General features: G+C 69.7%; 16 protein-coding genes. 11 read left to right on the top strand and 5 right to left on the bottom strand.

The genetic code is table 11. The features are described from left to right. Window positions 1–80 precede the first annotated feature (80 nt). Complete coding sequence (gene tyrS, locus ACFOGJ_RS05820) at window positions 81–1,337, top strand: tyrosine--tRNA ligase (RefSeq protein ID WP_379898862.1); 1,257 nt, start codon at window positions 81–83, stop codon at window positions 1,335–1,337. A gap of 42 nt (window positions 1,338–1,379) precedes the next feature. Here tyrS and ACFOGJ_RS05815 read toward each other — a convergent pair whose 3' ends face one another. After that, window positions 1,380–5,012: a YhdP family protein gene (locus tag ACFOGJ_RS05815; protein ID WP_379898860.1), complete on the bottom strand. Its 3,633-nt coding sequence runs from the start codon at window positions 5,010–5,012 to the stop codon at window positions 1,380–1,382. 201 nt (window positions 5,013–5,213) lie between these two features. Between ACFOGJ_RS05815 and ACFOGJ_RS05810 the strand changes: the two genes are divergently transcribed. The 9 genes from ACFOGJ_RS05810 to ACFOGJ_RS05770 all read left to right on the top strand — a co-directional run bounded on the left by ACFOGJ_RS05810 (window position 5,214) and on the right by ACFOGJ_RS05770 (window position 14,934). Next, window positions 5,214–8,186, top strand: a complete 2,973-nt coding sequence (locus tag ACFOGJ_RS05810) for a bifunctional [glutamine synthetase] adenylyltransferase/[glutamine synthetase]-adenylyl-L-tyrosine phosphorylase (RefSeq protein ID WP_379898858.1) — start codon at window positions 5,214–5,216, stop codon at window positions 8,184–8,186. Window positions 8,187–8,275: 89 nt separating this feature from the next. After that, complete coding sequence (locus ACFOGJ_RS05805) at window positions 8,276–9,154, top strand: phytanoyl-CoA dioxygenase family protein (protein ID WP_379898857.1); 879 nt, start codon at window positions 8,276–8,278, stop codon at window positions 9,152–9,154. A gap of 521 nt (window positions 9,155–9,675) precedes the next feature. Then, window positions 9,676–9,825, top strand: coding sequence for a hypothetical protein (locus tag ACFOGJ_RS05800; RefSeq protein WP_379898856.1), 150 nt, complete (start codon window positions 9,676–9,678; stop codon window positions 9,823–9,825). Beyond that, on the top strand, window positions 9,822–10,121 hold the full coding sequence (locus ACFOGJ_RS05795; protein WP_379898855.1) for a DUF3649 domain-containing protein: 300 nt from the start codon (window positions 9,822–9,824) through the stop codon (window positions 10,119–10,121). The genes ACFOGJ_RS05800 and ACFOGJ_RS05795 overlap by 4 nt, the downstream gene beginning before the upstream one ends. After that, a complete protein-coding gene (locus ACFOGJ_RS05790; protein ID WP_379898853.1) occupies window positions 10,118–10,399 on the top strand; it encodes a DUF3325 domain-containing protein in 282 nt (93 codons plus the stop codon). The genes ACFOGJ_RS05795 and ACFOGJ_RS05790 overlap by 4 nt, the downstream gene beginning before the upstream one ends. 71 nt (window positions 10,400–10,470) lie before the next feature. After that, window positions 10,471–12,072 (top strand): PepSY-associated TM helix domain-containing protein, encoded by a 1,602-nt coding sequence (locus ACFOGJ_RS05785; RefSeq protein WP_379898852.1) that lies wholly within the window; start codon window positions 10,471–10,473, stop codon window positions 12,070–12,072. Window positions 12,073–12,226: 154 nt separating this feature from the next. After that, window positions 12,227–12,697: a peroxiredoxin gene (locus ACFOGJ_RS05780; RefSeq protein ID WP_379898851.1), complete on the top strand. Its 471-nt coding sequence runs from the start codon at window positions 12,227–12,229 to the stop codon at window positions 12,695–12,697. 274 nt (window positions 12,698–12,971) lie between these two features. Continuing rightward, on the top strand, window positions 12,972–14,429 hold the full coding sequence (locus ACFOGJ_RS05775) for a peptidoglycan DD-metalloendopeptidase family protein (protein WP_379898850.1): 1,458 nt from the start codon (window positions 12,972–12,974) through the stop codon (window positions 14,427–14,429). Next, the gene (locus tag ACFOGJ_RS05770; RefSeq protein WP_379898849.1) at window positions 14,413–14,934 is read left to right on the top strand and encodes a bactofilin family protein; all 522 of its coding nucleotides are present in this window, start codon (window positions 14,413–14,415) and stop codon (window positions 14,932–14,934) included. The genes ACFOGJ_RS05775 and ACFOGJ_RS05770 overlap by 17 nt, the downstream gene beginning before the upstream one ends. 289 nt (window positions 14,935–15,223) lie before the next feature. On the opposite strand, the gene ACFOGJ_RS05765 is transcribed toward ACFOGJ_RS05770, so the two are convergent. From ACFOGJ_RS05765 to ACFOGJ_RS05750, 4 genes are all read right to left on the bottom strand, one after another. Then, entirely contained in the window at window positions 15,224–15,742 is a 519-nt protein-coding gene (locus tag ACFOGJ_RS05765) for a 2'-5' RNA ligase family protein (protein WP_379898916.1), read from the bottom strand. 42 nt (window positions 15,743–15,784) lie between these two features. Then, window positions 15,785–16,901, bottom strand: a protein-coding gene (gene prfB / locus ACFOGJ_RS05760) for a peptide chain release factor 2 (protein WP_379898847.1) whose coding sequence is annotated in 2 segments (ribosomal slippage) — window positions 15,785–16,831 and window positions 16,833–16,901 — 1,116 coding nt in all. Because the reading frame shifts where the segments join, the coding sequence is not laid out codon by codon here. A 139-nt stretch (window positions 16,902–17,040) separates the two neighbouring features. Beyond that, entirely contained in the window at window positions 17,041–19,542 is a 2,502-nt protein-coding gene (locus ACFOGJ_RS05755; RefSeq protein ID WP_379898845.1) for a penicillin-binding protein 1A, read from the bottom strand. Window positions 19,543–19,685: 143 nt separating this feature from the next. Further along, window positions 19,686–20,918: an N-acetylmuramoyl-L-alanine amidase gene (locus ACFOGJ_RS05750; protein WP_379898843.1), complete on the bottom strand. Its 1,233-nt coding sequence runs from the start codon at window positions 20,916–20,918 to the stop codon at window positions 19,686–19,688. Window positions 20,919–21,930: 1,012 nt separating this feature from the next. Here ACFOGJ_RS05750 and ACFOGJ_RS05745 point away from each other — a divergent pair. Continuing rightward, a partial coding sequence (locus ACFOGJ_RS05745) for an Rne/Rng family ribonuclease (RefSeq protein WP_379898841.1) occupies window positions 21,931–24,326 on the top strand: 2,396 nt, incomplete at its 3' end.

Raw genomic sequence — 24,326 nt, 5'->3', positions numbered from 1 at the left:
ATTGCCGCTGGTGACGTCTGTGCTAAACGAGCCACCACGACCCTGACCCGCATCATCCATCCGACCGGAAGCATATCGTCATGACCGGGGCACGCTCGGACTTCCTGCACGTTCTGACCGAACGCGGCTACCTGCACCAGGCAACCGACATGGAGGGGCTGGACGAGGCGGCCCTGGCCGGCCGGCTGACGGCCTATGTGGGCTATGACTGCACCGGGCCGAGCCTGCATGTCGGGCATCTGCTCTCGATCATGATGCTGCGGCTGTTCCAGCGCACCGGCCACAAGCCGATCGTGCTGATGGGCGGCGGCACCACCAAGGTGGGCGACCCGTCGGGCAAGGACGAGACGCGGCAGCTGCTGACCGAGGCCCAGATCGGGGCCAACATGGACAGCATCAAGGCCAAGTTCGCCAACTTCGTCACCTTCGGCAACCGGCCGGGCGACGCGGTGATGGCGAACAACGCGGAATGGCTGGACGAGCTGGGCTATATCCAGCTGCTGCGCGATGTGGGCCGGCATTTCTCCGTCAACCGCATGCTGACCTTCGACAGCGTCCGCATGCGCCTTGAGCGCGAGCAGCCGCTGACCTTCCTGGAATTCAACTACATGATCCTCCAGGCCTATGACTTCCTGGAGCTGTACCGGCGCCTGGGCTGCCGCCTGCAGATGGGCGGCTCCGACCAGTGGGGCAATATCGTCAACGGTATCGAGCTGACCCGGCGGATCGAGGATGCGCAACTGTTCGGCGTCACCTGCCCGCTGATCACCACCGCCTCCGGCGCGAAGATGGGCAAGACCGCGCAAGGCGCGGTCTGGCTGAACGAGGACGCGCTGAGCCCCTACGACTACTGGCAGTTCTGGCGCAATACCGAGGATGGCGATGTCGGCCGCTTCCTGAAGCTGTTCACCGAACTGCCGATGGACGAGATCGCCCGCCTGGAGGCGCTGCAGGGCGCGGAGCTGAACGAGGCGAAGAAGGTCCTCGCCAACGAGGCGACGACCCTCTGCCATGGTCGCGCGGCGGCGGAGCAGGCGGCAAGGACCGCGGCGGAAACCTTCGAGGCCGGCACCGCCAGCGCCGGCCTGCCGGTGGTCGAGGTCGCTCGTGCCGACCTGGCCGCCGGCATCCCGGCCTTCCAGCTGTTCGCCCGTGCCGGCCTCGCCGCCTCCAACAGTGCCGCCCGCAAGCTGATCCAGGGCGGCGGCGCTCGCATCAACGACCGGGCGGTGGCCGGCGAGATGGAGGCGATCGGGCTGGACGCGCTGGGCGGCGAGGGTTCGATAAAGCTGAGCGCGGGGCGCAAGCGGCACATCCTGGTGCGTCCGGCGGAATAGCCTGCCGCCGGTCGCGCTTCAGCCGCCAGATCAACCGCCAGATCAGCCATCGGGGCCGCCCAGGTTCGGCGGCGTGAACTCGAAGATCCGGCGCAGGAAGCCCGGCGCCAGGCCCGACAGCGGATTGACGTCGACATCCGGCGCATCCAGCGGGCCGGAGACGCGGAAGGTGAAGCCGATCAGCCCCTCCCCCTCGCGACCGATCAGCAGGTCGCCGATGATCGGGATCTCGCCGAAGGCATTGTTCAGCGCATAGGCCGGCACGAACGTGCCGGTCAGGGCGGCGCGATCCACCTCCAGGCCGATCTCGCCCTGCAGGGTGATGCCGATGCCGGGGCCGCGGGCACGCAGTTCGCGCACCAGAAGGGTCGCCCCCTCCAGCGCCACCTCCATCTCCGCCACCTCCACCGGCACGCCGCGGCCCGCCGGCGCCCCCGCCGCGTCACGCTCCGAGGGATCCGACACCAGCGCCTCCAGCTCCGGCACCTCGACGATGCGGGTGTCCTGCACCACCGCGCGGGCGGAGATCCGCCCCGGATCGCTGACCGGTGCCGTGCCGACCGCCACCAGGCTGCCGCCGCGCATCTTGTCGAAGCCGATGCTGCGGAAGGAGCCACCGGCATCGTCGCTGTTCAGGGCGAAGCGCAGGCTCTGCCCGTCGCGGGCCGCGCGCAGCCGGATCGTGCCGGGTCCCGCCCCGGCAGCGCCGACGCCCGCGGGCTCGGCCGGCAGCACCGCCTGCCCCTGCAGCCGTTCGATCAGGCCGTCGCGCAACCCCACCTCCATCGCCAGGTCGGTGGTGACGAAGTCGTCGGTGATGATCGCCCGGCTGACATTCAGCACCAGGTCCGCGCTGACGCCTGTCGGCGGCGGCGTGCGCCGGCCGGCCGCCCCTTCCGCATCGACGCCGTCGGCCATGCCGTCGAGATAGGGCCTCAGGTCGGCCTGCGCCCCCTGCAGGAAGACCGACCAGATGCCGTTCGGATTGGCCTGCGCCCAGCCCGACATGTCCGAGGCGCCGATCTCCAGGCGGGACAGGTCGACCCGGTTGACGGCACCGTCGGCCAGGCTCACCTGCGCCGTGACGCCGAGGTCGGGACCGACCAGGTTGTCGACGGACAGGGCGCTGACCCCGTCGGGCCCGACCTCGCCGCGCAGGGCCGCCGTCGCCGGCGTGCCTGCGGGCTTGTCGAGGTGCAGCGCCGGCACCGCCAGGCGCGCGGCCTCCAGGTCCAGGCTGGCGCCCATCTCCCAGCTGCCGCCGCCCCGCTCCAGGAAGGTGAGATCGGCGCCGACCGGGCCGGTGACGAACGGCTCCAGATCGACGCCCCAGCGCGCACGCTGCAGGTCGTCCAGCCTGGCGCGGATGCGGAACCGGGCCGGGTCGCCGCTATCGATGGGCTGCCGCCACTCGATCCCCGCCGGCACGCCGGCCAGCCGCCCCTCGCCCTTGGCGTCCAGCCCGTCGCGGTCGGCGCTAACCTGCAGGGCGCCGCGGCTGAGGTCGATATCGCCGATCACATCCCGCATCTCGACGCCGCTGAGCGGGCCGGCGATCCCGAAGGCGATGTCCGTCATGTCCAGCCCGTCCCGGAGCGGAAAGGCAAGGCTCACGTCCAGGCCGGCATTGCCGCCGACCGCCCCCGGCTCCAGGCCGGTCCGCTGCGGCAGTTCCAGCGGCTTCTGGCCCAGCAGGGCCAGCATGCCGGCGATGGCGCCCTCGATCCGGTAGCGGATGTCCGCCAGCGGCAAAGGCTCCTGCAGGCGCGCGATCGTCACCGAGCCGTCGCTGATCCGCATGCCGTCCAGGGTCCCGGCCGCGTCGGTCAGGGTGAAGGCATCCTGCGTCAGGCGGCCCTCTGCCGACATGCCCCGGATCGGCGACATCGGCCGCAGGTAGTGAAGCACGGCATCGGCCAGGCCGAAGCGCAGGTCGATGCTGCCCTCCGGCAGGTCGCCGGCCGTCAGGTCGGCCGCCGCCATGTCCACCTCGATCCGCGGCGCCTGGAGCAGCGCCTGCTCCAGATTGGCCTCGAACCAGTCGCGCGTGATGGCAGCGAACGGCTTCGGCCAGAGCGCGAGCAGCTGCGCCAGGGTCATGCTGCCGAAATCGCCCTCCAGCGTCAGGTGCCGCCACGGCTGCCCCGTCCCGTCGCCGCCGCGCTCCCCGGCGCCTTGCTCCGCCAGGTCCAGGCTGCCGTTGAAGGACGCGGCGACCCCCTCCGCCTGCAGTGCAGCATGGCCGACATCCAACCGGCCGGCAGCCGCGTCGAAGCGCAGGCCGACAGCCAGGTCGGTCAGGCTCAGGGGATGGTCGAAATAGGCCGGCAGGTCGAGACGGGCGCCTGCCACTGTGGCCTCGGCGCGCAGCACGCCCGGCCGCGCGCCGGCGGCCTGGTAGGCCAGGCTCAGGTCCAGCGGGGTCTCCAGCGCGACCATGGCCGATGGCAGCCCGCTGGGCGGTTCCGGGACCCCGTCGGTCGCGACGTGAAGGCGGCCGTCGCGCAGGCTGACGCCGCGGACCGGTCCGACCTGCCCGCGCCACTCCACGCTTTCCAGCCGCGGCGCCGCTACCGCCGCGACAAGCGCCTCCGGCACCAGCGGCTCCAGCGCCGTGCCGGACCAGGTCAGCGCCCCCTGCCCCGACAGCGGCGCACCGGCAAGGTTGACCGACAGGCGGGTGACGTCGAACCGCTTCGTCCGCGGGTGCAGGCGGAAACGCAGGTCCAGGTCGGACAGCGGCAGCGCCTCCGCCATCGTGGACGGCAGGCGCAGGCGCCCGACGGCCCCGGTGATGCGGCCGTCGATCACCGCCGGCAGGCCGGAGCCGTCGAACCGGAACCCCGCCTCGAACAGCAATGGCGCATCCACCGTCTGCAACCAGTCGTCCTGGCCGCCGGTGGCCAGTTCCGCCGGATAGACCGGGCCGCCGGCGACCCGGGCGTCGATGGCGTTGCTGCCGCGCCGGTGAAATCCGGTCAGGCTGATCGGCAGGCGCCGGCCGTCGCCCAGATCCAGATCCATGGCGCCGCGCAGGACGATGCCGGTATCGCCGCGTTCAGCGGCGATCCGGACATTGTCGGCCTGCCAGGAGCGCCCGGTCACGGCATCGTCGACGATCAGGCGCGACCCGGTCACGCCCACCGCGTCCAGCCCGGCCAGGGTGCCGCCGTCCCTGGATGCCTGGTCCCTGGGCGCCTGCAGCAGCTCGCCGGCAATATTCGCCAGCATCGAGGCCCGCTCCGGATCGGCGCCGGCCGCCAGGCGCCCGGGATCCTCCGCCTCCAGCTGCATCGACGGCTCGCCGGGCGGCCCGCCCTCGGTCGCATCGCTCGGCGTCACCGCCAGGCCCAGTTCGCCGTCGGCATTGCGGGTGAGGTTCAGCAGCGCGCCGTCCGCTTCGACACGGGTCAGGCTGAGTTCGCCACGCAGCAGCGCGGCGGCGGCGAAATCCAGGTGCAGGCGGGGAATCGTCACCGCCGAGCCCGCGCCTGTGGCCGCCACCCGCACATCGGAGGCGATCACCCCGACCGGCGCGTCAAGCCCCTGCCAGAACAGTTCCGTATCGCCGACGGCCACCTGGTAGCCCGGCACGGCATCCTGCAGCGCCGCGTTGACGTAGGGCGTCACAAAGGAAAGGCTCAGTCCCGCTGTCGCCAGGCGCCAGAACAGCATGGCCAGAAGAACCGTCAGGCCCGCCAGTCCGGCCGCGAGGCCACGGTACAGCCATTTGGAGACAGGTCGCAGCAAGGCCCGCCCGCAACTAGAATCACCCCGGAATGTGGGACTGGCTGCAGGATATCCACAATATCCTGCAACGGCGAGCATCCATGCCGCCGATCGCAGGCCGGCCCCGAACGATAAAGGGAGAACGCCGTGCAGGGTTCCGTCGCAGGCAACGGAACGATCGCCGCCGAATGCCGGCTGCCGCCGGCCGCGGCCGACGAGGATGCCGTCGCGCGCGGGCGCGAGCGGCTGGAACAGCTGGTCGCCGCGGCGGAAGGCGATGCCGCCGCGCGCCTGCAGCAGGCACAGGCGCAGCCGGACGCGGAGGCCCTTCTGGCGGCCGTCTTCGGCAACAGCCCCTTCCTGTCCGCCTGCCTGCTGCGGACACCGGAGCAATGGGCCGACCTGATGCTGGACGGTCCCGACCGCTGCCTGGAGGTGCTGCTGGACGGCCTGCCGGCGCCGGGGGCGCGGCTGCGCCCGCAAGAGGCGGCGCCGCTGTTGCGGCAGGCGCGCAACCGCGCGGCGCTGATCGTCGGGCTGGCCGACCTGTCGGGCGCCTGGGCGCTGGACCGGGTCGTGACGGCGCTGTCGGCGTTCGCCGACGCGGCAATCGGTGTGGCCCTGGAATCGGCACTGGCCGCCCAGGCGACGACCGAGGCCCCGCAGGACGCCGACCTGAACGGCTGCGGCTTCGTGCTTCTGGCGATGGGCAAGCTCGGCGCCGGGGAACTGAACTATTCCAGCGATGTCGACGTGATCGCCCTGTACGACGCGGAGCGTCTGGGCAAATGGCTCGGACGGCCCGCCGACGCGGTGCAGCAGGCGGCCGTGCGGGCCACCCAGGCGCTGACCCGGCTGCTGCAGGACCGCACCCGCGACGGCTATGTCTTCCGCACCGACCTGCGGCTGAGGCCGGATCCGGGTGCGACGCAGGTTGCGCTGCCGGTCGGTGCCGCGATCTCGTATTACGAAAGCTATGGCCAGAACTGGGAACGGGCGGCGATGATCAAGGCGCGCCCCTGTGCCGGCGACCTGGATCTCGGCCGGCATTTCCTGGACGAGATCACGCCCTTCGTCTGGCGGCGCAACATGGATTTCGCGGCCATCGCCGACATCATGGCGGTGAAGCGCCAGATCCACAGCCACAAGGGGCATGGCCAGATCGCGGCGGCCGGCCACGACCTGAAGGTCGGCCGCGGCGGCATCCGCGAGATCGAATTCTTCGCCCAGACCCAGCAGCTGATCGCCGGCGGCCGGGAGCCGGCACTGCGGCTGCGCGGCACGGTCGCAACCCTGCACGCCCTTGCCGACATCGACCGCATCGACATCCAGACCTGTCGCGAGATGGAGGATGCCTACCGTTTCCTCCGCATCGCCGAGCACCGGCTGCAGATGATCGACGACCAGCAGACCCAGAAGGTGCCGGCGGAGGCAGAGGCGCTGTCCCGCTATGCGGCCTTCATGGGCTTTCCGGACCGCGCCGCGCTGGAGGCCACCCTGACCCGGGTGCTGACCATGGTGTCGCGCCATTTCGACGAACTGTTCGCCGACCCCGAGCCGGAGGCACGGCAGAGCGGTAGCCTGGTCTTCACCGGTACCGACCACGATCCCGACACCCTGGAAAACCTGGCCGGCATGGGGTTCGGCGACCCGGAGGCGGTGTCGCGGATCGTCCGCGACTGGCACCGGTCGCGCTATCCGGCACTGAAGACCCGGGCCGCGCGCGAACGCCTGACCGGGCTGATGCCGGACCTGCTGGCCGCCTTTGCCGCCACGCCGAACCCGGACCTGGCCTTCAAGGGCTTCGACGAGTTCCTGTCCCGCATGCCGGCCGGCATCCAGCTTTTCGCGCTGCTGCTGGCGAACCGCTCGCTGCTGGGCCTGCTGGCGGAGATCATGGGGGGCTTCCCGGACCTCGCCCGGCATCTGAGCCGCTATCCGATCCTGTTCGACGCCATGCTGGATTCGGACTTCTACGCACCGCTGCCGGACCGGGGGGAGCTGCAGGCGGAGCTGCAGACCCGCCTGTCCCATGCCCGGCACGAGGAGGATGTGCTGCGCGCGGCCTGCCGCTGGGTGCGCGACCGCGAACTGCAGACCGGCGTGCAGGCGCTGCACGGTATGGCGGAAATCGGCCAGGCGATGGGCTGGCTGACCGATGTGGCGGACTGCGCCCTCGACGCCGCCCTGGCCAATGCCCGGGCGCAGCATGAGGCCAGCCACGGACGGCTGCCGGGCGGCCGCTTCGTCGTGCTGGCGATGGGACGGCTCGGCGCGCGGGAGATGCTGGCGGAATCCGACCTGGACCTGGTCTTCGTCTACGACCATGCGGCCGATGCGGAGGCCTCGGACGGCCCCAAGCCGCTGGCCGCGGGGACGTATTTCGCGCGCCTCAGCCAGCGGCTGATCTCCGCGGTCACGGCGATGACACCGGACGGACGCCTCTACGAAGTGGACATGCGGCTGCGCCCCTCCGGCAAGTCGGGGCCAGTCGCCACCCGGCTCGCAGCCTTCGCGAAATACTATGCCGAGGATGCCCAGACCTGGGAGCTGATGGCGCTGACCAAGGCGCGGCTGGTCTGCGGCGACGAGAGCCTGGCGGACGACCTCGCCGCGCAGATCCACGACTTGTTCGCCAGGGAGCGCGATGCCGACAGCGTCCGTGCCGATGCCGCGGCCATGCGGCGCCGCATGCGCGAAACCCATCCCGGCTCGGCGCCGTGGGACCTGAAGCATGGCCCAGGCGGTCTGGCGGACATGGATTTCATCTGGCAGTCGCTGGCACTGATCCACGCGGCGGCCACCACCCCGGCCCAGGGCGACGGAACGCCGGCAGCCGGCGCGGCTGTGTCAGCACTGGTCGCGGCCGGCGCCCTGACCGCGGACGAGGCCGCGGCCCTGCGGCGCGCCCGCGACCTGGCCAATACGGTGATGATCGCCCAGCGCCTGGCCGCCGGGCGCGGTGGCACCACCGACATGGACTCGCCGCAGTTCCAGGTCACCCTGGCGCGGGCCGCCGGAGCGACCGACTTCGAGACTCTGAGCAGCGACCTGCGGTCGGCGCGCGACGCCGTCATCGACCTCTACGTTCGGACATTGGGCGAAGGCACCGAGAGCTGACGGTGCGGACACAGGGCGACGCTTGACCCTGCCGTCCGCCATGGCGGATCGTTGCGCCGCACTTGGCGGCTCCGGGACGGGAACTGGCGATGATGAAGAAGGATGCTGTCGACGGCCATCTGGCGCGGCTGCGGGAGGATGGCTTCACGGTGCTGCGGGATGCGGTTGCGCCGGACGCCGTCGCGGCGCTGATCGACGCGCTGGACCGCATCCAGCGCGACCACGGCCTGGGGCCGGCCCGGACCGGCTTCGAGGGGCGGAACACGGTCCGCATCAACAACCTGCTGACCTACGACCCGGCGTTCTGGCAGGTGCCGCTGCATGCGGATGTGCTGGCGGTGGCGGAGGCGGTCCTGGACCCGGAGCTGCTGCTGTCCTCCTACTGTTCCCTGGTGGTCGGCCCCGGCCAGGCGGCGCAGCCGCTGCACGCCGACACCCAGCTGCTGCCGCTGCCGCGGCCGCATATGCCGATCACCCTGAACGCGATCTGGGCGCTGTCGGACTTCACGGAGGAAACCGGCGCCACCCGGATCGTGCCCGGCAGCCATCGCCTGGACCGGGCGCCGGACTATGGCCGCGACTACGACACCGTGGCCGCGACGATGCCGGCGGGCAGCATCATGCTGTTCGACAGCGCGCTCTGGCACGGCGCCGGCAGCAACAATTCCGACCGGCGCCGCTATGCCTTCTCCTGCGCCTATTGCTGGGGCTGGATGCGCCAGCAGGAAAACCTGCAGCTCGGCATCCCGCGCGAGGTCGCGGTCACCTTCCCCCGCCGGCTGCAGGAGCTCTGCGGCTACAGCGTCTACAAGGGCCAGTTCGGGCATATCGACAATCACGACCCGATCGAGCTGCTGGGCCGGGAACGCGGCAAGCGGATGGTCTGGGAGGCTTCCGACGCGAAGGCAGCCCATGCCGCATCCGCTGCCGCAGGTGATGAGGCCGGGAACACCGCGCTCCACAACTGACGATCGTCTCCGGTCGCCTTAGGCTTCCGCGCCGCGCCGGGAACGCGTGAGCCGCGACAGTACGGGGTGGCAAGCGACCTGCTGGCAACGGCCAACGCCCGCGCGGCGGTGCCATCTCCCGCGATCCGATCGTAACCCAGACGCAGCTTCCGGGGCTGGAAGCGGTCACCCACCCCGTTCTTCATCCCCGACTTGATCGGAGGTCCATTCCGCCAGCTGACCGGCTGGCGGATTGAGGTTCACGGGCAAAGCCCGTGGACGGGTCACGCCTGAGAACGACAGGTTCTGGCGAAAATCCGGGAATGCTCCAGGAAGCGGCAAACCGGAAGCGGTACAGCTGGACCTTGTGCGGCCTGAACGGCAGCCGTTCCGGCCGCGCCGGCGACACTGCCGCCCCGGGGGTCCCGATCCAGGGCTGGGCATCGTACTGCAATTGCGAATGCATTTCATAAACGATATCATCCGGCGAATTCGCCAGCACATCACAGACTGACTGCACCGCTCTCGCTGACAGAGGTGACATGAAGGAGACGCTCCGCCAGTCGATGGCCTGGCTGCATAGCTGGGCCGGGCTGCCATTTGGCTGGCTCTCCCGCATGCCGTGGCGACAGGCGCCGGTGCTGCTGGGCAGCAGGCATGAGGGCGCCCCGGCGGTGCAGGCCGGCCGATGACCGCCGCAGCGGCGCGCCGCCTGTCGCTCGCAGCCCGGATTCTCGCCGCCGTGGTGGGCGGCTATGCCTATGCGACGCTGCTGGTGCTCGCCGCAGCCGCGCTCCTGCCGCTGCTCGGCATCGGCCGGCCGGAAGCGCTGCTCGTGGCAACGATCGCCGCCTTTCCGATCTTCGCCGGCATCGTGATGGCCGTGTTTCATGCCCGCAGCGCACGGCGCGCCTGGCTCTGGCTCGCCATTGCCGCCGTCCCGCCGGCCGCCGCCGTCGCGCTGCTCCTTGTGGAGGTCGGATCGTGACCGAGGTTCTCGCCCTGCTGCTTGCGCTCCTGGGTTTCGCCCTGCTGGCGCTGGCGATGCACAAGCATCATCGCGACATCCTGGGCCGGCCCCTACCGCCGCGCCGCGCCCTGGGCCTTCGAACCGCCGGATGGAGCCTGCTGGCACTTGCCTTCGCCACCAGTATCGCCGGCGCCGGCTGGGCCATCGGCCCGGTGCTCTGGTTCGCCCTGATCACCGTCGCCGCACTGGCTGTCGCGATGATGGTGACCCTGCGCACGCCACGGCGCGGGCGATAGCCGGCTCCGCACCGCCCCCAGGCCCACCGCCCCCAGTCCCATCGCCCCCAGTCCCATCGCTCGAGGGAAAAATGAAGGAAACGCTCCGCCAGTCGATGGCCTGGTTGCATACCTGGGCCGGCCTGCTGACGGGATGGCTGCTGTTCTTCGTCTTCCTGACCGGCACCTTCGGCTATGTGAATGCCGAGGTGGACCGCTGGATGCGCCCGGAACTGCCGCTCAGCAGTGCCGAAGGGCCGGCCGCGGCGCAGATGCTGGCGCTGGCGGAGGCCCGCCACCATGCCCGCGGCGGGGAGGAGGAATACTGGCTGGTGCGCATGCCCGCCGGCCGCGCGGCGGCGGACTTCTCGATCGGCTGGCGGGACCGGCCGGCGGCGAGCCAGGGGCGCGGCAGGTTCCACCACGAGCATCTGGACCCGCGCACCGGCCTGCCGGCGGAACAGAGCGTGCGGGCGACCGGTGGCGGCGACCTGCTCTACCAGATGCACCACGCCCTGCACTACATGCCCTACGACTGGGCCTTCCGCATCGTCGGCATCGCCACGATGTTCATGTTCGTGGCGATCCTCAGCGGCATCGTGGTGCACCGGAAGATCTTCGCCGACTTCTTCACCTTTCGCCCCGGCCGGGGGCAGCGCAGCTGGCTGGACGGCCACAACCTGCTGAGCGTCAGCGCCCTGCCCTTCCATCTGATGATCACCTGGTCGGGGCTGGTCTTCTTCACCTTTTCCTACATGCCGGTGGCGGTCGATGCGCTCTATCCCGACAGCGCCGCCCGGGACCGGGTCTATGCGCAGGCCTATGGCTACGAGGAGGCGGAGCGCGGTGCCGACCGCCCGGCCGCGGCGCTGGCGCCGCTGGCGCCGATGCTGGCGGAGGCCGAGCGTCGCTGGGGCCCCCACAGCACGGCATTCATCACGATCGACAATCCCGGCCGCGACAATGCCCGGGTCTCCTTCTACCACGAGCAGATGACCGTCAGCCGGACCCGCCGGATGCTGCGCTTCGACGGCGCCAGCGGCGCCCTGACGGCCGTCGACCAGGACATCCGCACCGGTACCGGCCTCTTTACCGGCCTGCTGCTGGGCCTGCACGAGGCGCATTTCGCCGGTCCGGTCCTGCGCGCGCTTTTCGTGCTGGCCGGCCTGGCGGGAACGGCGATGATCGCCACCGGGCTGCTGCTCTGGTCGAGCAAGCGGAAGGCGAAGCTCGCCGGGTTCGGCCGGGCCGGGCGGCCGCATCCCGGCATCCGCGCGGTGGACGTGCTGAACCTCGGCACCATCATCGGCCTGCCGGTCGGCATCGCCGCCTATTTCTGGGCGAACCGGCTGCTGCCCGTCGGCATCCCGGACCGTGGCCCCTGGGAGGCCAATGCGATGTTCATCGCCTGGGGCCTCTGCTTCCTCTACGCGATCTGGCGTCCGCTGCCGCGCGCCTGGCCGGAGCTTTGCGCGCTGGCCGCCGGCGGGTTCGCGCTGCTGCCGGTGGTGAATGCACTCACCACGGACCGCCATCTGGGCATCACCCTGCCTGCGGGCGACTGGGTCCTCGCCGGCTTCGACCTGTCGGCGCTGGCGACGGGACTGTTCTTCGGCTGGCTGGCGACCATGGTCCGGCGCCGGTCGCCCGCTGCAGGGCCGCGCGGCCTCCCGGCGGCGGAGGCCGGACACTGAAGCCGGCGGCGGCATGGCGATGCGGGCGGGCGGCCGGCACCGGAACGGGCCGCTTTGCCGGATCGAGCGAACGGGCTATGTGTCGACAGGAGCGCCGGCGCGGGACGGACCCGCCGCGCGGCGCAACGATGAGCGACAAGGGAGCGGCGAGATCATGACCAGTCTGTCGGTCGGCGACACGGCACCCGGTTTCACCCTGCCGGCGGATGGCGGTGGCGAGATCTCGCTCGCCGAGACGCTGAAGCAGGGGCCGGTGGTCCTCTATTTCTACCCGAAGGACGACACGCCCGGCTGCACCAAGGAGGCGATCGCCTTCACCGAGGCCCTGCCCGCCTTCAGGAAGGCAAAGGTGACGATCCTTGGATGTTCCAAGGACAGTGTGGCCAAGCATGACAGGTTCATCGCCAAGCATGAGCTGGGGATCCGCCTGGTCGCCGATACCGAGGGCGAGGTCTGCGAGGCCTATGGCGTTTGGGTCGAGAAGACGATGTACGGCCGCACCTCGATGGGGATCCAGCGGTCGACCTTCCTGATCGGCACCGACGGCCGGATCAAGGCGATCTGGCCGAAAGTGAAGGTGGCCGGCCATGCGGACGAGGTGCTTGCCGCGGTCCAGGCCGGCTGAGGCGCGACCTTAGGTATCGGGTGCCGGTGGCAAGGTTGCGCCGCCACCCTGCTTTTTGTCATAGTCTGCGGCGGAGTTCGGATCCGGGAAGTCCGCCGGGCGGGGATCCGGCGCCGAAGGGCGGCGGATCCCGGAAAGGCTGCGCGGTGTGGCGGTCGCGCAGGTCCATGGATGCGACAGCTCGATGGATGCAACAGCTCGATGGGGCGGGTCCATTGTCGCGGCAGCGCGGCGGGATCCCGGTTCGGACCAGATCTGAGAGACGAGGGGGGTCATGAGGGGAGGCAAGAGCCTTTCCGGGACCGGCAATTTCCGGCGTGCATTCCCGGACAGACAGCTGATCTACCGCAGCCGCGGTGAAGTCCGCTATTTCAACTTTGGCTGGAAGTCGCAGACCGCGATCGCCCTCGCGGTGACGGCCCTGTGCGGGTGGCTGGGCTATTCCGGCATCGAGCTGGCGATGATGGACGACCGGCTGATTGCCGAGCGCGAGCGGTCGGAAGCCCTGCTGCGCAGCAACGATTCCCTTGCACGGCGCTACGCCTCCGCACAGGACCAGATCGCTTCACTGAACGACGGCCTGGCGGAAACCGAGCAGCAGCTGCTGCAGGCCCGCACCGAACACAGGGACCTGCGCTACGAGATCGCCCGGCTGAATGCCAGCCTGGTCGAGGCGGAGATCGCCCGCCGCCAGAGCCTGGACCTGTTCGAAGGCGCGGAAAGCCGCAAGGCGCAGATCGAGCGCGAGATCTCCGACCTGGTCGCCCGCCAGGCCGAGATCTTGAACCGCGCCGGCCGCCAGACCGACGATGAAATCAACACCCTGTACGGCAGCCTGAAGCTGACCGGCCTGGATATCGACGGCCTGCTCGGCCGGCTCCTGCCCGAGGCCGCCGCCAGGGCCGACGGCGTCGGCGGACCGTTCCACAGCAGCGCATCCGAAGTCGGTGCCATGCCGCCGGAATTCGGGCCGCCGGAATTCGGGTTGCCGGAGTTCGGGTTGCCGGAGTTCGGGCCGCCGAAGTTCGTGATGGGCGCCGGGATCGGCGCCAAGGCCGTCGACCTGAAGACCGCCTGGGCGAACGGAACCCTGGGGCAGTGGCAGGAAGAGGAATCCCTTGTCCAGGCCGCGTTGACCCGCGCCGATGTCGAACCCTCGGGTGCCTTCGGCGCCGGGGTCGAGGCCCTGGACAGCCGCTTCGCCCGGCTCGACGCGATGCGCACCCTGCTCCGCCATCTGCCGCTGGTGCGGCCGACCGATACCGGCCGCTTCTCCTCCAGCTTCGGCTACCGCAAGGACCCCTATACCGGCCGCAGGGCGTTCCATTCCGGACTTGATATCGCCGACGACCGCGGCACCTCCGTGCTGGCGACCGCATCCGGCAAGGTCATCTTCGCCGGCCGCAAGATCGGCTACGGCAATTTCGTGGAGATCGACCACGGCTTCGACATCACGACACGGTACGCGCATCTCGACCGGCTGATGGTCTCCGAAGGCGACATTGTCGACTTCCGCGACAAGATCGGCACGATGGGCAGTTCCGGACGCAGCACCGGGACCCATCTGCACTATGAGGTCCGCTACCAGGAAAACGCACTAAATCCCATGAACTTCATTCGGGCAGGACGAGATGTTTTCCGGACAAGCAAAAAAGACCAGCAAAAAGTCGGCCAGTGGCAAGTCGATCGGGCCGCCATCGCTGATCTCGAGCGGGTTGACGGTAACCGGTAACCTGGACAGCGACGGCGAGATCCAGGTCGACGGCACCGTCATCGGTGATGTGAAGGCGGAACGCCTGACCCTGGGCGAAGGCGCGCGGATCCTGGGCGAGGTCGTTGCCGACGATGCCCTGATCCGTGGCGAGGTCACCGGCTGCCTCCGGGTGGTCACGGTGGCGATCGAGCGCAGCGCCAAGATCCACGGCGACGTGTTCCACCGCACCATGTCGGTGGAGGCGGGCGCCTTCATCCAGGGCCTGTGCCAGAACACCGAGAACCCGCGCGAGAGCGCCGGCAAGGCGGTCGAGCGCGGCCCGGCAAAGGCAGAGGAGGCCGGCAGCGGCGACACGCTGGCGATGGAGCCGGGCAAGCCCGTGCTGGCCACCGAACATGGCGCACCGCTGCAGTTCGGCAACGCACCTGCCACGACGCCGCCCTGGCGGCGCGCGCAGGAAGAAGACCGCAGCAATGTCGCGGTCGCGGTCGCCAAGCCCGACGGGGGCTTCCGCAAGGATTGATCACCGGCGTGCGGCGGCCCTGTCCTTCGCCGCCGCACGACCTAGAGCGTCCCCAACTTGGGTAGAAACGGCGACGCGAATTCGATCGTCATCCCGGCCTTGAGCCGGGATCCATTCCACCAGTCTTGCGGCTTCTGAGCGGCTGGCGGAATGGGGTTTACGGGCGAAGCCCGTGGACGGGTCACGCCGGAGAACGACAGGTTTTCCTGCAAACCCGGGAATGCTCTAGCCTGCGTCCACGCTGCTTGCGTTCTGGGCCACCGCCTGAGGACCCGGAGTTGCCGGAGCGTCAGCCGGCCAGGGACAACTGCTCCAGGTCGCGCAGGACCGGACCGTCCAGGGCGGCCACCGTCAGGGCCCGCACCCTGCCCGCCAGCGGCAGGTCGAGGCGGCCGGCATCGGTCTGGGCGGAATCCAGGGTGACGGGTTGACGCACCGTCGCGATCGTCATGTGCGGTTCGAATGGCAGGTCGCTGCGCAGGTGCGGTGCCAGGATGCCGGTATAGAGCCCTGCATGGAGCCGCCGGAAGCTGTCGTCGCCCTGCCCCACCCTGAGGAAGAGCTTCGCTTCCCCCGCCCCGATGAACGGTTCGGTGGAGTCCAGGGTGAAGGGGAAGGGACGCTCCGTCGCCGCGATCGCAGCCGCATGGGCGACCAGCGCATCGACCTGGATCCCCGCGACGCCGAAGACCAGGGTGACATGGACCGCCACCAGCGCCGCCCTGTCCGGCTCATGCCGGCGCCGCAGCGCCTCGATCGCGCTCGCGGCTTCGGGAGCGAGTTCGGGATAGGCCAGAACGAACAGCATCACGCCTGACGATCCTCGTTCGCGGTCGGGACCGCCGGCGGCCTATTCGTCCGTGTCGCTGTCGCCGAGGCGGTCGCTGAGCGCCGCCGCCATGAAGGCATCGAGGTCGCCGTCCAGCACTCCCTGGGCATTGGAGGTTTCGGTGCTCGTCCGCAGGTCCTTCACCATCTGATAGGGATGCAGCACGTAGGACCGGATCTGGTGTCCCCAGCCGATATCCGACTTGGACTCGTGCATCGCCTGGCGCTCGGCGTCGCGCTTCTGCAGTTCGAGCTCGTAAAGCCTTGCCCGCAGCATGTTCATCGCCGCGGCCCGGTTCTTGTGCTGGCTGCGATCGTTCTGGCACTGCACCACGATGCCGGTCGGTTCATGCGTGATCCGCACCGCGCTGTCGGTCCGGTTGACGTGCTGGCCGCCGGCGCCGGAGGCACGATAGGTGTCGATCCGCAGGTCCTTGTCCTCGATCTCCACCTCGATCGTATCGTCGATCTCCGGATAGGCGCCGACGCTCGCGAAGCTGGTATGGCGGCGGGCATTCGAGTCGAAGGGCGAGATCCGCACCAGGCGGTGCACGCCGCTCTCGGTCTTCAGCCAGCCATAGGCGTTGCGGCCCTTGACCTTGATCGTGGCGGACTTGATGCCGGCCTCTTCGCCGGCGCTCTCCTCGATCCACTCGATGCCGTAGCCATGGGCTTCCGCCCAGCGGGTGTACATCCGCAGCAGCATCTCCGCCCAGTCCTGGCTCTCGGTGCCGCCGGCACCGGCATGCACCTCCAGGAAGGCGTTGTTGCCGTCGGCCTCGCCGGACAACAGGCTTTCCAGGCGCCGCCGGTCGACATCCTGCAGCAGACTCTCCAGCGCAGCCTCGGCCTCGGCGACGACATCGGCATCGCCTTCCTCGTCGCCCAGTTCGATCAGGCCGACCTGGTCGTCCAGTTCCTGCTCCAGCCGCTGCTGGGCTGCGATCGCATCCTGCAGGTGGGTGCGCTCGCGCATCAGGTCCTGCGCGCGCGCGGGGTCGTTCCAGAGCTCGGGATTCTCCGAGAGGGCGTTCAGCTCATCGAGCCGGAGAAGGGCATTATCCCAGTCAAAGATGCCTCCTCAGCAGGGCCAGCCCCTGCTTGATCCGGTCGACAAGCGTCTGCGTTTCCGCTCGCATGTTGAAACACCCATTCGATAGTGGCCGCCGGCTGGCGGCTGGAAGCGGGTCCAGGGCCGGCCGATGGCGGGAACGGTCAGATAGCGGTCATCGTCGCGGGCTGCAAGACCAGATCCGCGGCCGGGCCCGGCCATCCGGGTCAGTAGAGGCCGCCGGTGCCGGTGGTGACGGCCTCACGGCGGTCCGGGGCGGCCGAGGTCCCGCTCAGGCCCGCGCGGTCGATCCCGTCGCCGTCATCGAAGCCACCGCTTCCCCAGGCGGCACCGCGCGGCCGGTCGAGGGCATTGGGCTCGGTGCCCGGCTTGAACGCCTCCAGGATCGTCTTGGTGTCGCCATAGCGGGCGGGCTCGCCGGTCGCGGCATTGACCCGGACCAGGCGGATCCCCGGCGGCACCCGGAACGGCGTACCGGGATCGTCGGCAAGCGCCTCTTCCATGAACGCCTTGAAGATCGGGACGGCCGCGGAACTGCCGGTCTCCCGCGGGCCCAGGGTCTTCGGATCGTCAAAGCCGACGAAGACACCGACCACCAGGTCGGGGGAGAAGCCCATGAACCAGGCATCCTTGGAATCGTTGGTGGTGCCGGTCTTCCCTGCCAGCGGCTTGCCGATCGCGCTGATCCTGGCGCCGGTGCCCCGCTGCACCACCCCTTCCAGCATCGAGACGACCTGATAGGCGGTATGCGGATCGATGATCTGCTCGCGGGTATCGGGAATCCGCGGCACCTCGGCGGTGGCGAAGTCCAGGGGCTCGCATGCGTCGCAGGGCCGCGTGTCGTGACGATAGACCGTGCGGCCGTTGCGGTCCTGCACCCGGTCGATCAGGGTCGGCGTGATCTTCTTGCCGCCATTGACGAACTCGGCATAGGCGGCGGACATGTCCATCAGGGTCGTCTCGCCGGAGCCCAGCGACATCGCCAGCAGCGCCGGCATGTTCTCGTCCACGCCGAACCGCCTGGCATAGTCGACGATCTTCTCCATGCCGATGTCATGGGCCATGCGCACGGTCATCAGGTTGCGCGACTTCTCCAGCCCCAGGCGCATGGTCGAGGGGCCGTAGTAGCGGTTGGAATAGTTCGTCGGCGTCCAGTCCGGCAGGCCCGGTCCCTGCGGCAGCGAGATCGGCCCGTCGACGACGATCGTGGCCGGCGTATAGCCGCTGTCCAGCGCGGCGGCGTAGACGAAGGGCTTGAAGGCGGAGCCCGGCTGCCGCCTGGCCTGGGTGGCGCGGTTGTACTGGTTGGACTGGAAGTCCCAGCCGCCAACCATCGCCAGCACCCGGCCTGTATGCGGGTCCATGGCGACCAGGGCGCCGTTCACGTCGGGCACCTGTTCCAGCGCGAATTCGCCCTCGACGGCCGCGCCTTCCTTGTTCCTGCGCGGCGACACGGCCACCACATCGCCGGGGTTCAGCACGTCCGACGGCTTGCGCGGCTCGCGGCCGACCCGCTGCTCCTCCCGCCAGGGGCGCGCCCATTCCATCGCGGCGAAGGGAATGCGGCCGCTGCGGGCGTCGGCAAAGACGATACCCACCCCCTTGGCGTCGATATCGGTGACCACCGCCCGCTCCCAGCCCGGCCGCAGCCCCTTGCTGTCCGGCAGTTCGGCCAGGGCCGCCGCCGCCGCGCGATCGCTGGCGAGGGCATCCATCGACAGTTCGGCCAGCGGGCCGCGCCAGCCGTGCCGGCGATCATAGGCTTCCAGGCCGTCGCGCAGCACCCGCTCGCCCAGGGCCTGCAGATCGGGATCGACGGTGCTGCTGACCATCAGGCCGCCGCCATAGACCGCCTCCTCGCCCATGCGGTCGAGCAGGGTGCGGCGCACCTCCTCGGAGATCCAGTCGGCATCCACCGTCTCGACCTTGCGGCGGGGCCGCAGGGTCAGGGGTACCGCCTTCGCCGCCACCGCCTCTGCCGCGCCGATGAAGCCGGCTTCGGCCATCTCGCCGATCACCCAGTCGCGCCGCTGCTTGGCGCGCGCCGGGTGACGCTCGGGATCGTAGTTGCTCGGCCCCTTCGGCAGGGCGGCGAGGAAGGCCGCCTCCTCGATGGTCAGCTCCTCCAGGGTCTTGTCGAAATAGTTCAGCGCGGCGGCGGCGACCCCGTAGGAACGGTGGCCGAGGAAGATCTCGTTCAGGTAGAGTTCGAGGATCCGGTCCTTGGACAGCGCCTTCTCGATCCGCATGGCGAGCAGCGCCTCGCGCACCTTGCGGTCGACGGAGACCTCGTTGGTCAGAAGGAAGTTCTTCGCCACCTGCTGGGTGATGGTGGAGGCGCCGACCGGACGCCGGTTGTCCAGGTAGTTCTGAACGTTCTGCAGCACGGCCCGGCCGATCGACAGGAAGTTCACGCCCTTATGGTCGTAGAAATACTTGTCCTCGGCCGCCAGGAAGGCGTCCTTCACCCGCTTCGGGATCGACTCGATCGGCACGTAGAGCCGGTTCTCGCGCGCGAATTCCGCCAGCAGGCGGCCGTCGCCGGCATAGGCGCGACTGGCCACCGGCGGCTCGTATTCCGCCAGCTGCGCATATTCCGGCAGGTCGCGCCCGTAGTGCCAAAGCCCGTAGACCACGACCCCGGCGACGGCGATCGCACCGATGACGCCGAGCAGGACGAGGAAGGAGAAGAATCTGAGAATGCTCATGGGACCCTGGGGTGAACCGCGGGACCGGCGGACCGGTTCCCGGAGCGCAGCCTAGCGCGCTCAATATGGCGATGATGTGGCGCCCGCGCCACAGCCGGCCGTTCCCGGCGCATGCCTGCCCCCCGTCCTCGTCCGGCGCGGGCCTATTGGCGGACCGCCGCTTCCCGCCGCGCCAGGAAACGGTCGATGGCCGCCGCGATCGCGCGCGCAAGTCGCAATTGGCCCGCATCGCCGCGGAGCATCGCTTCGTCGTCACGGTTCGACATGAAGCCCAGTTCCACCAGCACCGAGGGCACGTCCGGCGCCTTCAGCACCCGGAAGCCGGCAAAGCGATGGGGGCGCGTGCGCACTCGCGCCTGCTGTCGCAGTTCGTCGACGGTGAAGCTGGCCATCTCCGCCGAGCGGTTCTTGGTGTCCCGCTGCACCAGGTCGATGAGGATCGAGGCAACATCGTCGTTTTCGCCACCCAGATCGACACCGGCGATCAGATCCGCCTTGTTCTCCTGCGCGGCCAGGGCCGCCGCCTCCTTGTCGGAGGCGGTCTCCGACAGGGTATAGACGGCACCGCCCCGCACCGAGGGATCTCCCACCGAATCCGCATGGATGGAGACGAAAAGGTCGGCGCCGCGCGCACGCGCGATCGCCACCCGCTCCCGCAGCTTCAGGAAGACGTCGCGGTCGCGGGTCAGGTAGACGTCATACCGGCCGCTGCGCCGCAGCAGGTTGGCGGTCTTGATCGCGACAGCCAGGGTCACGTCCTTTTCGTGCAGGCCGCTGATGCCGATCGCGCCCGGGTCGACGCCGCCATGGCCGGCATCGATCACCACCACCTGCCTGTCGGTGTCGCCGCGCGGCTTCACCGCCGGCGCGGGAATCGCCGCCCGCTGCACCTTGGGCGCCGTGCTCCCCGCGGCCCGGCCGAAGGCGGTTCTGTCGGCCGGCTCCAGGTCCAGGACAAACCGGTAATGGGGCATGGCGCCGGCAGGCTGCAGCAGGAACTGCCGCGCGACCGTCGCGGGTCGGGCAAGGTCCAGCACCAGGCGCGAGGTCCCGGGTTGGAACAGGCCATAGCGGAAGGCGCGGATCACGCCGCGACCGGTAAAGCCGCCCATGGCATCGCCGTCCGCTGCCGACAGTTCCCACTCCGCCTCCGGCAGGTCGAGCACGATCCGGTCCGGGTTCTGCAGGTAGAACAGATGACCGTCCAGCGGACGGTCGGTCTCCAGTACGAAGCGGGTGACTTCGCCATGTTCGCCGATTCGTGCCGCATGGACGACCGGCGACGCCATGGCATCGCGAAGCGGCAGCAACAGGCAGGCCGCGACCAGAAGACAGGCCCAGACCGGCAGGCAGAGAGAAGCCCGAGGTCGGGCCATGACGGATCGCGACCATGCCATGGCACGTGGCAGAATGTGACCGGTCATAGACATATTGGGCCTTGGGCGCATCACTCTACCAGATCTTGCCAATGCGGAGCTTCAGACACAAGGAAACCGTCCCTCCGTCGGCCGCGATCCGGCGATTGTGAAGCGGCCCGCCGCAATGCAGCGCGGAGCACTGGCATATTGCCGCACTGCGGTTTACAATTGCACTGCATCTCAGGGTCCTGACACGGATCCAGGGCATCGAAGGGCCAGACATCGCCCTGCCGTCGCCCTCTGCCGATGCTGCTGCCAGGCCATTGCCCGATCAGCCGAGGCTCGAAGCCGAGGGACGGGCCGGTGCCGGCCATGCATCAACCGCTATGCTGGTTGCCCGCCGCCCCCTTCGGAGGCGGCCCGTCGCTGGCTTGGCACAGAGGCGAAGCTCGGACCGAATCCCAGCGTTGGCGTGACATGTCTGGCGAACCGGATATGCCGGATGCTGCCGCGGTTCCCGCCGCCCTCAGCCGCCCGAGCGGACCTGCCCTGTCAGGTCGCTTCGGCCAGGAGTAGCGCCGGGAACAGCGGCAAACGCCCTCGCTCCGGACCGCAAGGCCAGGGACGGAGGCGGATCGGCCGCCGTCGAACCGGGTCCCCGGCCGGCGGCGGCAAGGAGAAACCCGACAGAGTCGGCAAGGAATGCATCTGAACCTGCCCCACATTTCCAGGACGGACGATACCGCAGGGCCTGCGCGGCCCGGCGCCATCGCCGCCGGACGGCGCCCCGCGCGGACGCCGGGGGCCCAGGGCCGGGCATGTTCGCCACGGCCGAGAACCGACCGCGCAGACACAACCATCCCGGCGACCGAACGCCACGCTGCCGCGCGCATCCCAATGCCCGCGCGACCGCGCCCGCGCCGCTCGCCCCCACCTACAAGCGGCCGGATTGCCCGCCTTTGCGGCTGTCCGATCTTGCTGCGCCCTGGCGGCGCGGCAGCGGTCCGACCGCTACGGAGCACGTCTACACATGGCAACACGCATGCTGATCGACGCGACCCACGAAGAAGAGACGCGGGTCGTCGTCGTAAAGGGGAACAGGGTCGAGGAGTTTGACTTCGAGACCGCCGCTCGGCGTCCGCTCAAGGGCAATATCTACCTGGCCCGCGTCACCCGGGTCGAGCCGTCGCTGCAGGCCGCCTTCGTCGATTTCGGCGGCAACCGGCACGGCTTCCTCGCCTTCAACGAAATCCATCCCGACTACTACCAGATCCCCGTCGCCGACCGGGAGCGCCTGAAGCAGGAGGAGGCCGAAGCCGCCGCTGCCGACGAGGATGACGACGACGACGAGGAAGAAGAGGAAGAGACCTCCGGCAAGGAGGGGGCGGCCGCCGGCCGGGGACGCCGCGACGCCCAGGGCAGCGAGACCCAGGGCAGCGAGACCCAGGGCGGCGAGACCCAGGGTAGCGATGCCGGCAGCAGCGGCGATGCCACGGCCGAGGAGGGAGCCCCCGCCGGCCAGGTTGCCGCGGCGCTTCCTGCCGGGGCGGCGGATGCCCCGACCGGCGACGACGAATATGCTCGCGCCGAGCCGGAGGCTTCGGCCCAGCCTGCCTCCCCTGCCGACCTGCCCGCAGCGACCCTGCCCGAGCGCAGCGGCCTGCGGCGGGTGGCGCGCCTGTTCGGCTTTGGCGCGGACGAGGACCCGCAGGGTAATGCCGGGGGCAATGCCGGGGCTTGGCAGCCGGCCGCTGCCGACACGGACAGCCGGCATGACGGCGACCAGGACGACGACGACCGGTATGACGAGGACCGGTATGACGACGACCGGGAAACCTCGGCCGTGGCGCATGGCGACCAGGACACCGAAGCGGGGAGCGACGGCCGGCCGCAGCGGGATGAGCCGACCGCCGCAGGGGACGCAGCCGGGGATGTCGACGGCACGCAGGAGCCGCAGGCCCTTATGCTGGCCGAGGTCGATGACGAGGACCGTCCGGCGGAAGAGCGGGACGACCAGGTCGAGGCCTTCGGCGGCGATGCGGTCGACGAGGTCCGCCGCCGCAGCAGCAAGCGCCGGCCCCTGACCCGTCGCTACAAGATCCAGGAAGTCATCAAGCGGCGCCAGATCCTGCTGGTGCAGGTCGTGAAGGAAGAGCGCGGCAACAAGGGCGCGGCGCTGACCACCTATATGTCGCTGGCCGGCCGCTACTGCGTCCTGATGCCGAATTCGCCGAATGGCGGCGGCATCAGCCGCAAGATCGTCTCCGCCACCGACCGCAAGCGGCTGAAAGGGATCACCGGCGAGCTCGACGTGCCCGAGGGGATGGGCATGATCGTGCGCACCGCCGGGATGGAGCGCACGCGCGCGGAGATCAAGCGCGACTTCGAGTTCCTGCTGCGCACCTGGGACAATATCCGCGAACTGACCCTGGCCTCCATGGCGCCCTGCCTGGTCTATGAGGAGGCAAACCTGATCAAGCGGGCGATCCGCGACGTCTACAACAAGGATGTCGACGAGGTCCTGGTGGAGGGCGAGAACGGCTATCGCCACGCCAAGGACTTCATGAAGATGCTGATGCCCAGCCATTCGAAGCGGGTGCAGCCCTACAAGGACCGGATCCCGCTGTTCCACCGCTATCAGGTGGAGAACCAGCTGGACGAGATGTTCTATCCGACCGTCCAGCTGAAGTCCGGCGGCTATATCGTCATCAACGCCACCGAGGCGCTGGTCGCCATCGACGTCAATTCGGGCCGCTCCACGAAGGAGCACAACATCGAGGGGACGGCCTACAAGACCAACATGGAGGCGGCCGAAGAGGTCGCCCGCCAGCTGCGCCTGCGCGACATGGCCGGTCTGATCGTCATCGACTTCATCGACATGGACGACGGCCGCAACGCCCGCAATGTCGAGCGCAAGCTGAAGGAATGCCTGAAGCTGGACCGCGCCCGGATCCAGGTGGGGCGGATCTCCTCCTTCGGGCTGCTGGAGATGTCCCGCCAGCGGCTGCGGCCGAGCCTGGTCGAGCAGTCGATGGTGGTCTGCCCGCATTGCGACGGCCAGGGCCATGTGCGGTCGGTGGAATCGGCCGCGATCAGGGCGATCCGCGCCGCCGAGGACGAGGGCATCCGCGAGCGCAGCGCCGAGGTCACGCTGATCGTCCCCACCACCGTCGCGATCTACCTGCTGAACAGCAAGCGCGAGGTCCTGCAGGAGATCGAGGGCCGCTACGGCATTCGCGTCCTGGTGAAGAACGACGACGAGCTGGGCCCGTCCGATTTCAGCCTGGAGCGCAGCAAGACCCGCAGCGACGGCGAGCCGCCGGTGCAGAAGGTGATCACCGCCGAAAGCGTGCCCTATCGCAGCGAGGATGACGACGAGGACGAGGACGAGTCCGACAGCGAGCCGGAAGCCGAAGCTGCCGCGGT

This window comes from Marinibaculum pumilum (assembly GCF_042646425.1).
Classification (GTDB): Bacteria; Pseudomonadota; Alphaproteobacteria; order Ferrovibrionales; family Ferrovibrionaceae; genus Marinibaculum; species Marinibaculum pumilum.
Note: the sequence above shows the minus strand (reverse complement) of the source record. Positions and strands in the feature narration are given on the sequence as shown.

Bases quoted from the DNA above. Each gene is read 5' to 3' on its own strand.
- ACFOGJ_RS05755 (WP_379898845.1), bottom strand. From the start codon at position 19,542: ATGAGCATTCTCAGATTCTTCTCCTTCCTCGTCCTGCTCGGCGTCATC.
- ACFOGJ_RS05795 (WP_379898855.1), top strand. From the start codon at position 9,822: ATGACCGCCGCAGCGGCGCGCCGCCTGTCGCTCGCAGCCCGGATTCTC.
- ACFOGJ_RS05775 (WP_379898850.1), top strand. From the start codon at position 12,972: ATGAGGGGAGGCAAGAGCCTTTCCGGGACCGGCAATTTCCGGCGTGCA.
- ACFOGJ_RS05800 (WP_379898856.1), top strand. From the start codon at position 9,676: ATGAAGGAGACGCTCCGCCAGTCGATGGCCTGGCTGCATAGCTGGGCC.
- ACFOGJ_RS05805 (WP_379898857.1), top strand. From the start codon at position 8,276: ATGATGAAGAAGGATGCTGTCGACGGCCATCTGGCGCGGCTGCGGGAG.
- ACFOGJ_RS05815 (WP_379898860.1), bottom strand. From the start codon at position 5,012: ATGCTGTTCTGGCGCCTGGCGACAGCGGGACTGAGCCTTTCCTTTGTG.
- ACFOGJ_RS05765 (WP_379898916.1), bottom strand. From the start codon at position 15,742: ATGCTGTTCGTTCTGGCCTATCCCGAACTCGCTCCCGAAGCCGCGAGC.
- ACFOGJ_RS05750 (WP_379898843.1), bottom strand. From the start codon at position 20,918: ATGGCCCGACCTCGGGCTTCTCTCTGCCTGCCGGTCTGGGCCTGTCTT.
- tyrS (WP_379898862.1), top strand. From the start codon at position 81: ATGACCGGGGCACGCTCGGACTTCCTGCACGTTCTGACCGAACGCGGC.
- ACFOGJ_RS05785 (WP_379898852.1), top strand. From the start codon at position 10,471: ATGAAGGAAACGCTCCGCCAGTCGATGGCCTGGTTGCATACCTGGGCC.
- ACFOGJ_RS05780 (WP_379898851.1), top strand. From the start codon at position 12,227: ATGACCAGTCTGTCGGTCGGCGACACGGCACCCGGTTTCACCCTGCCG.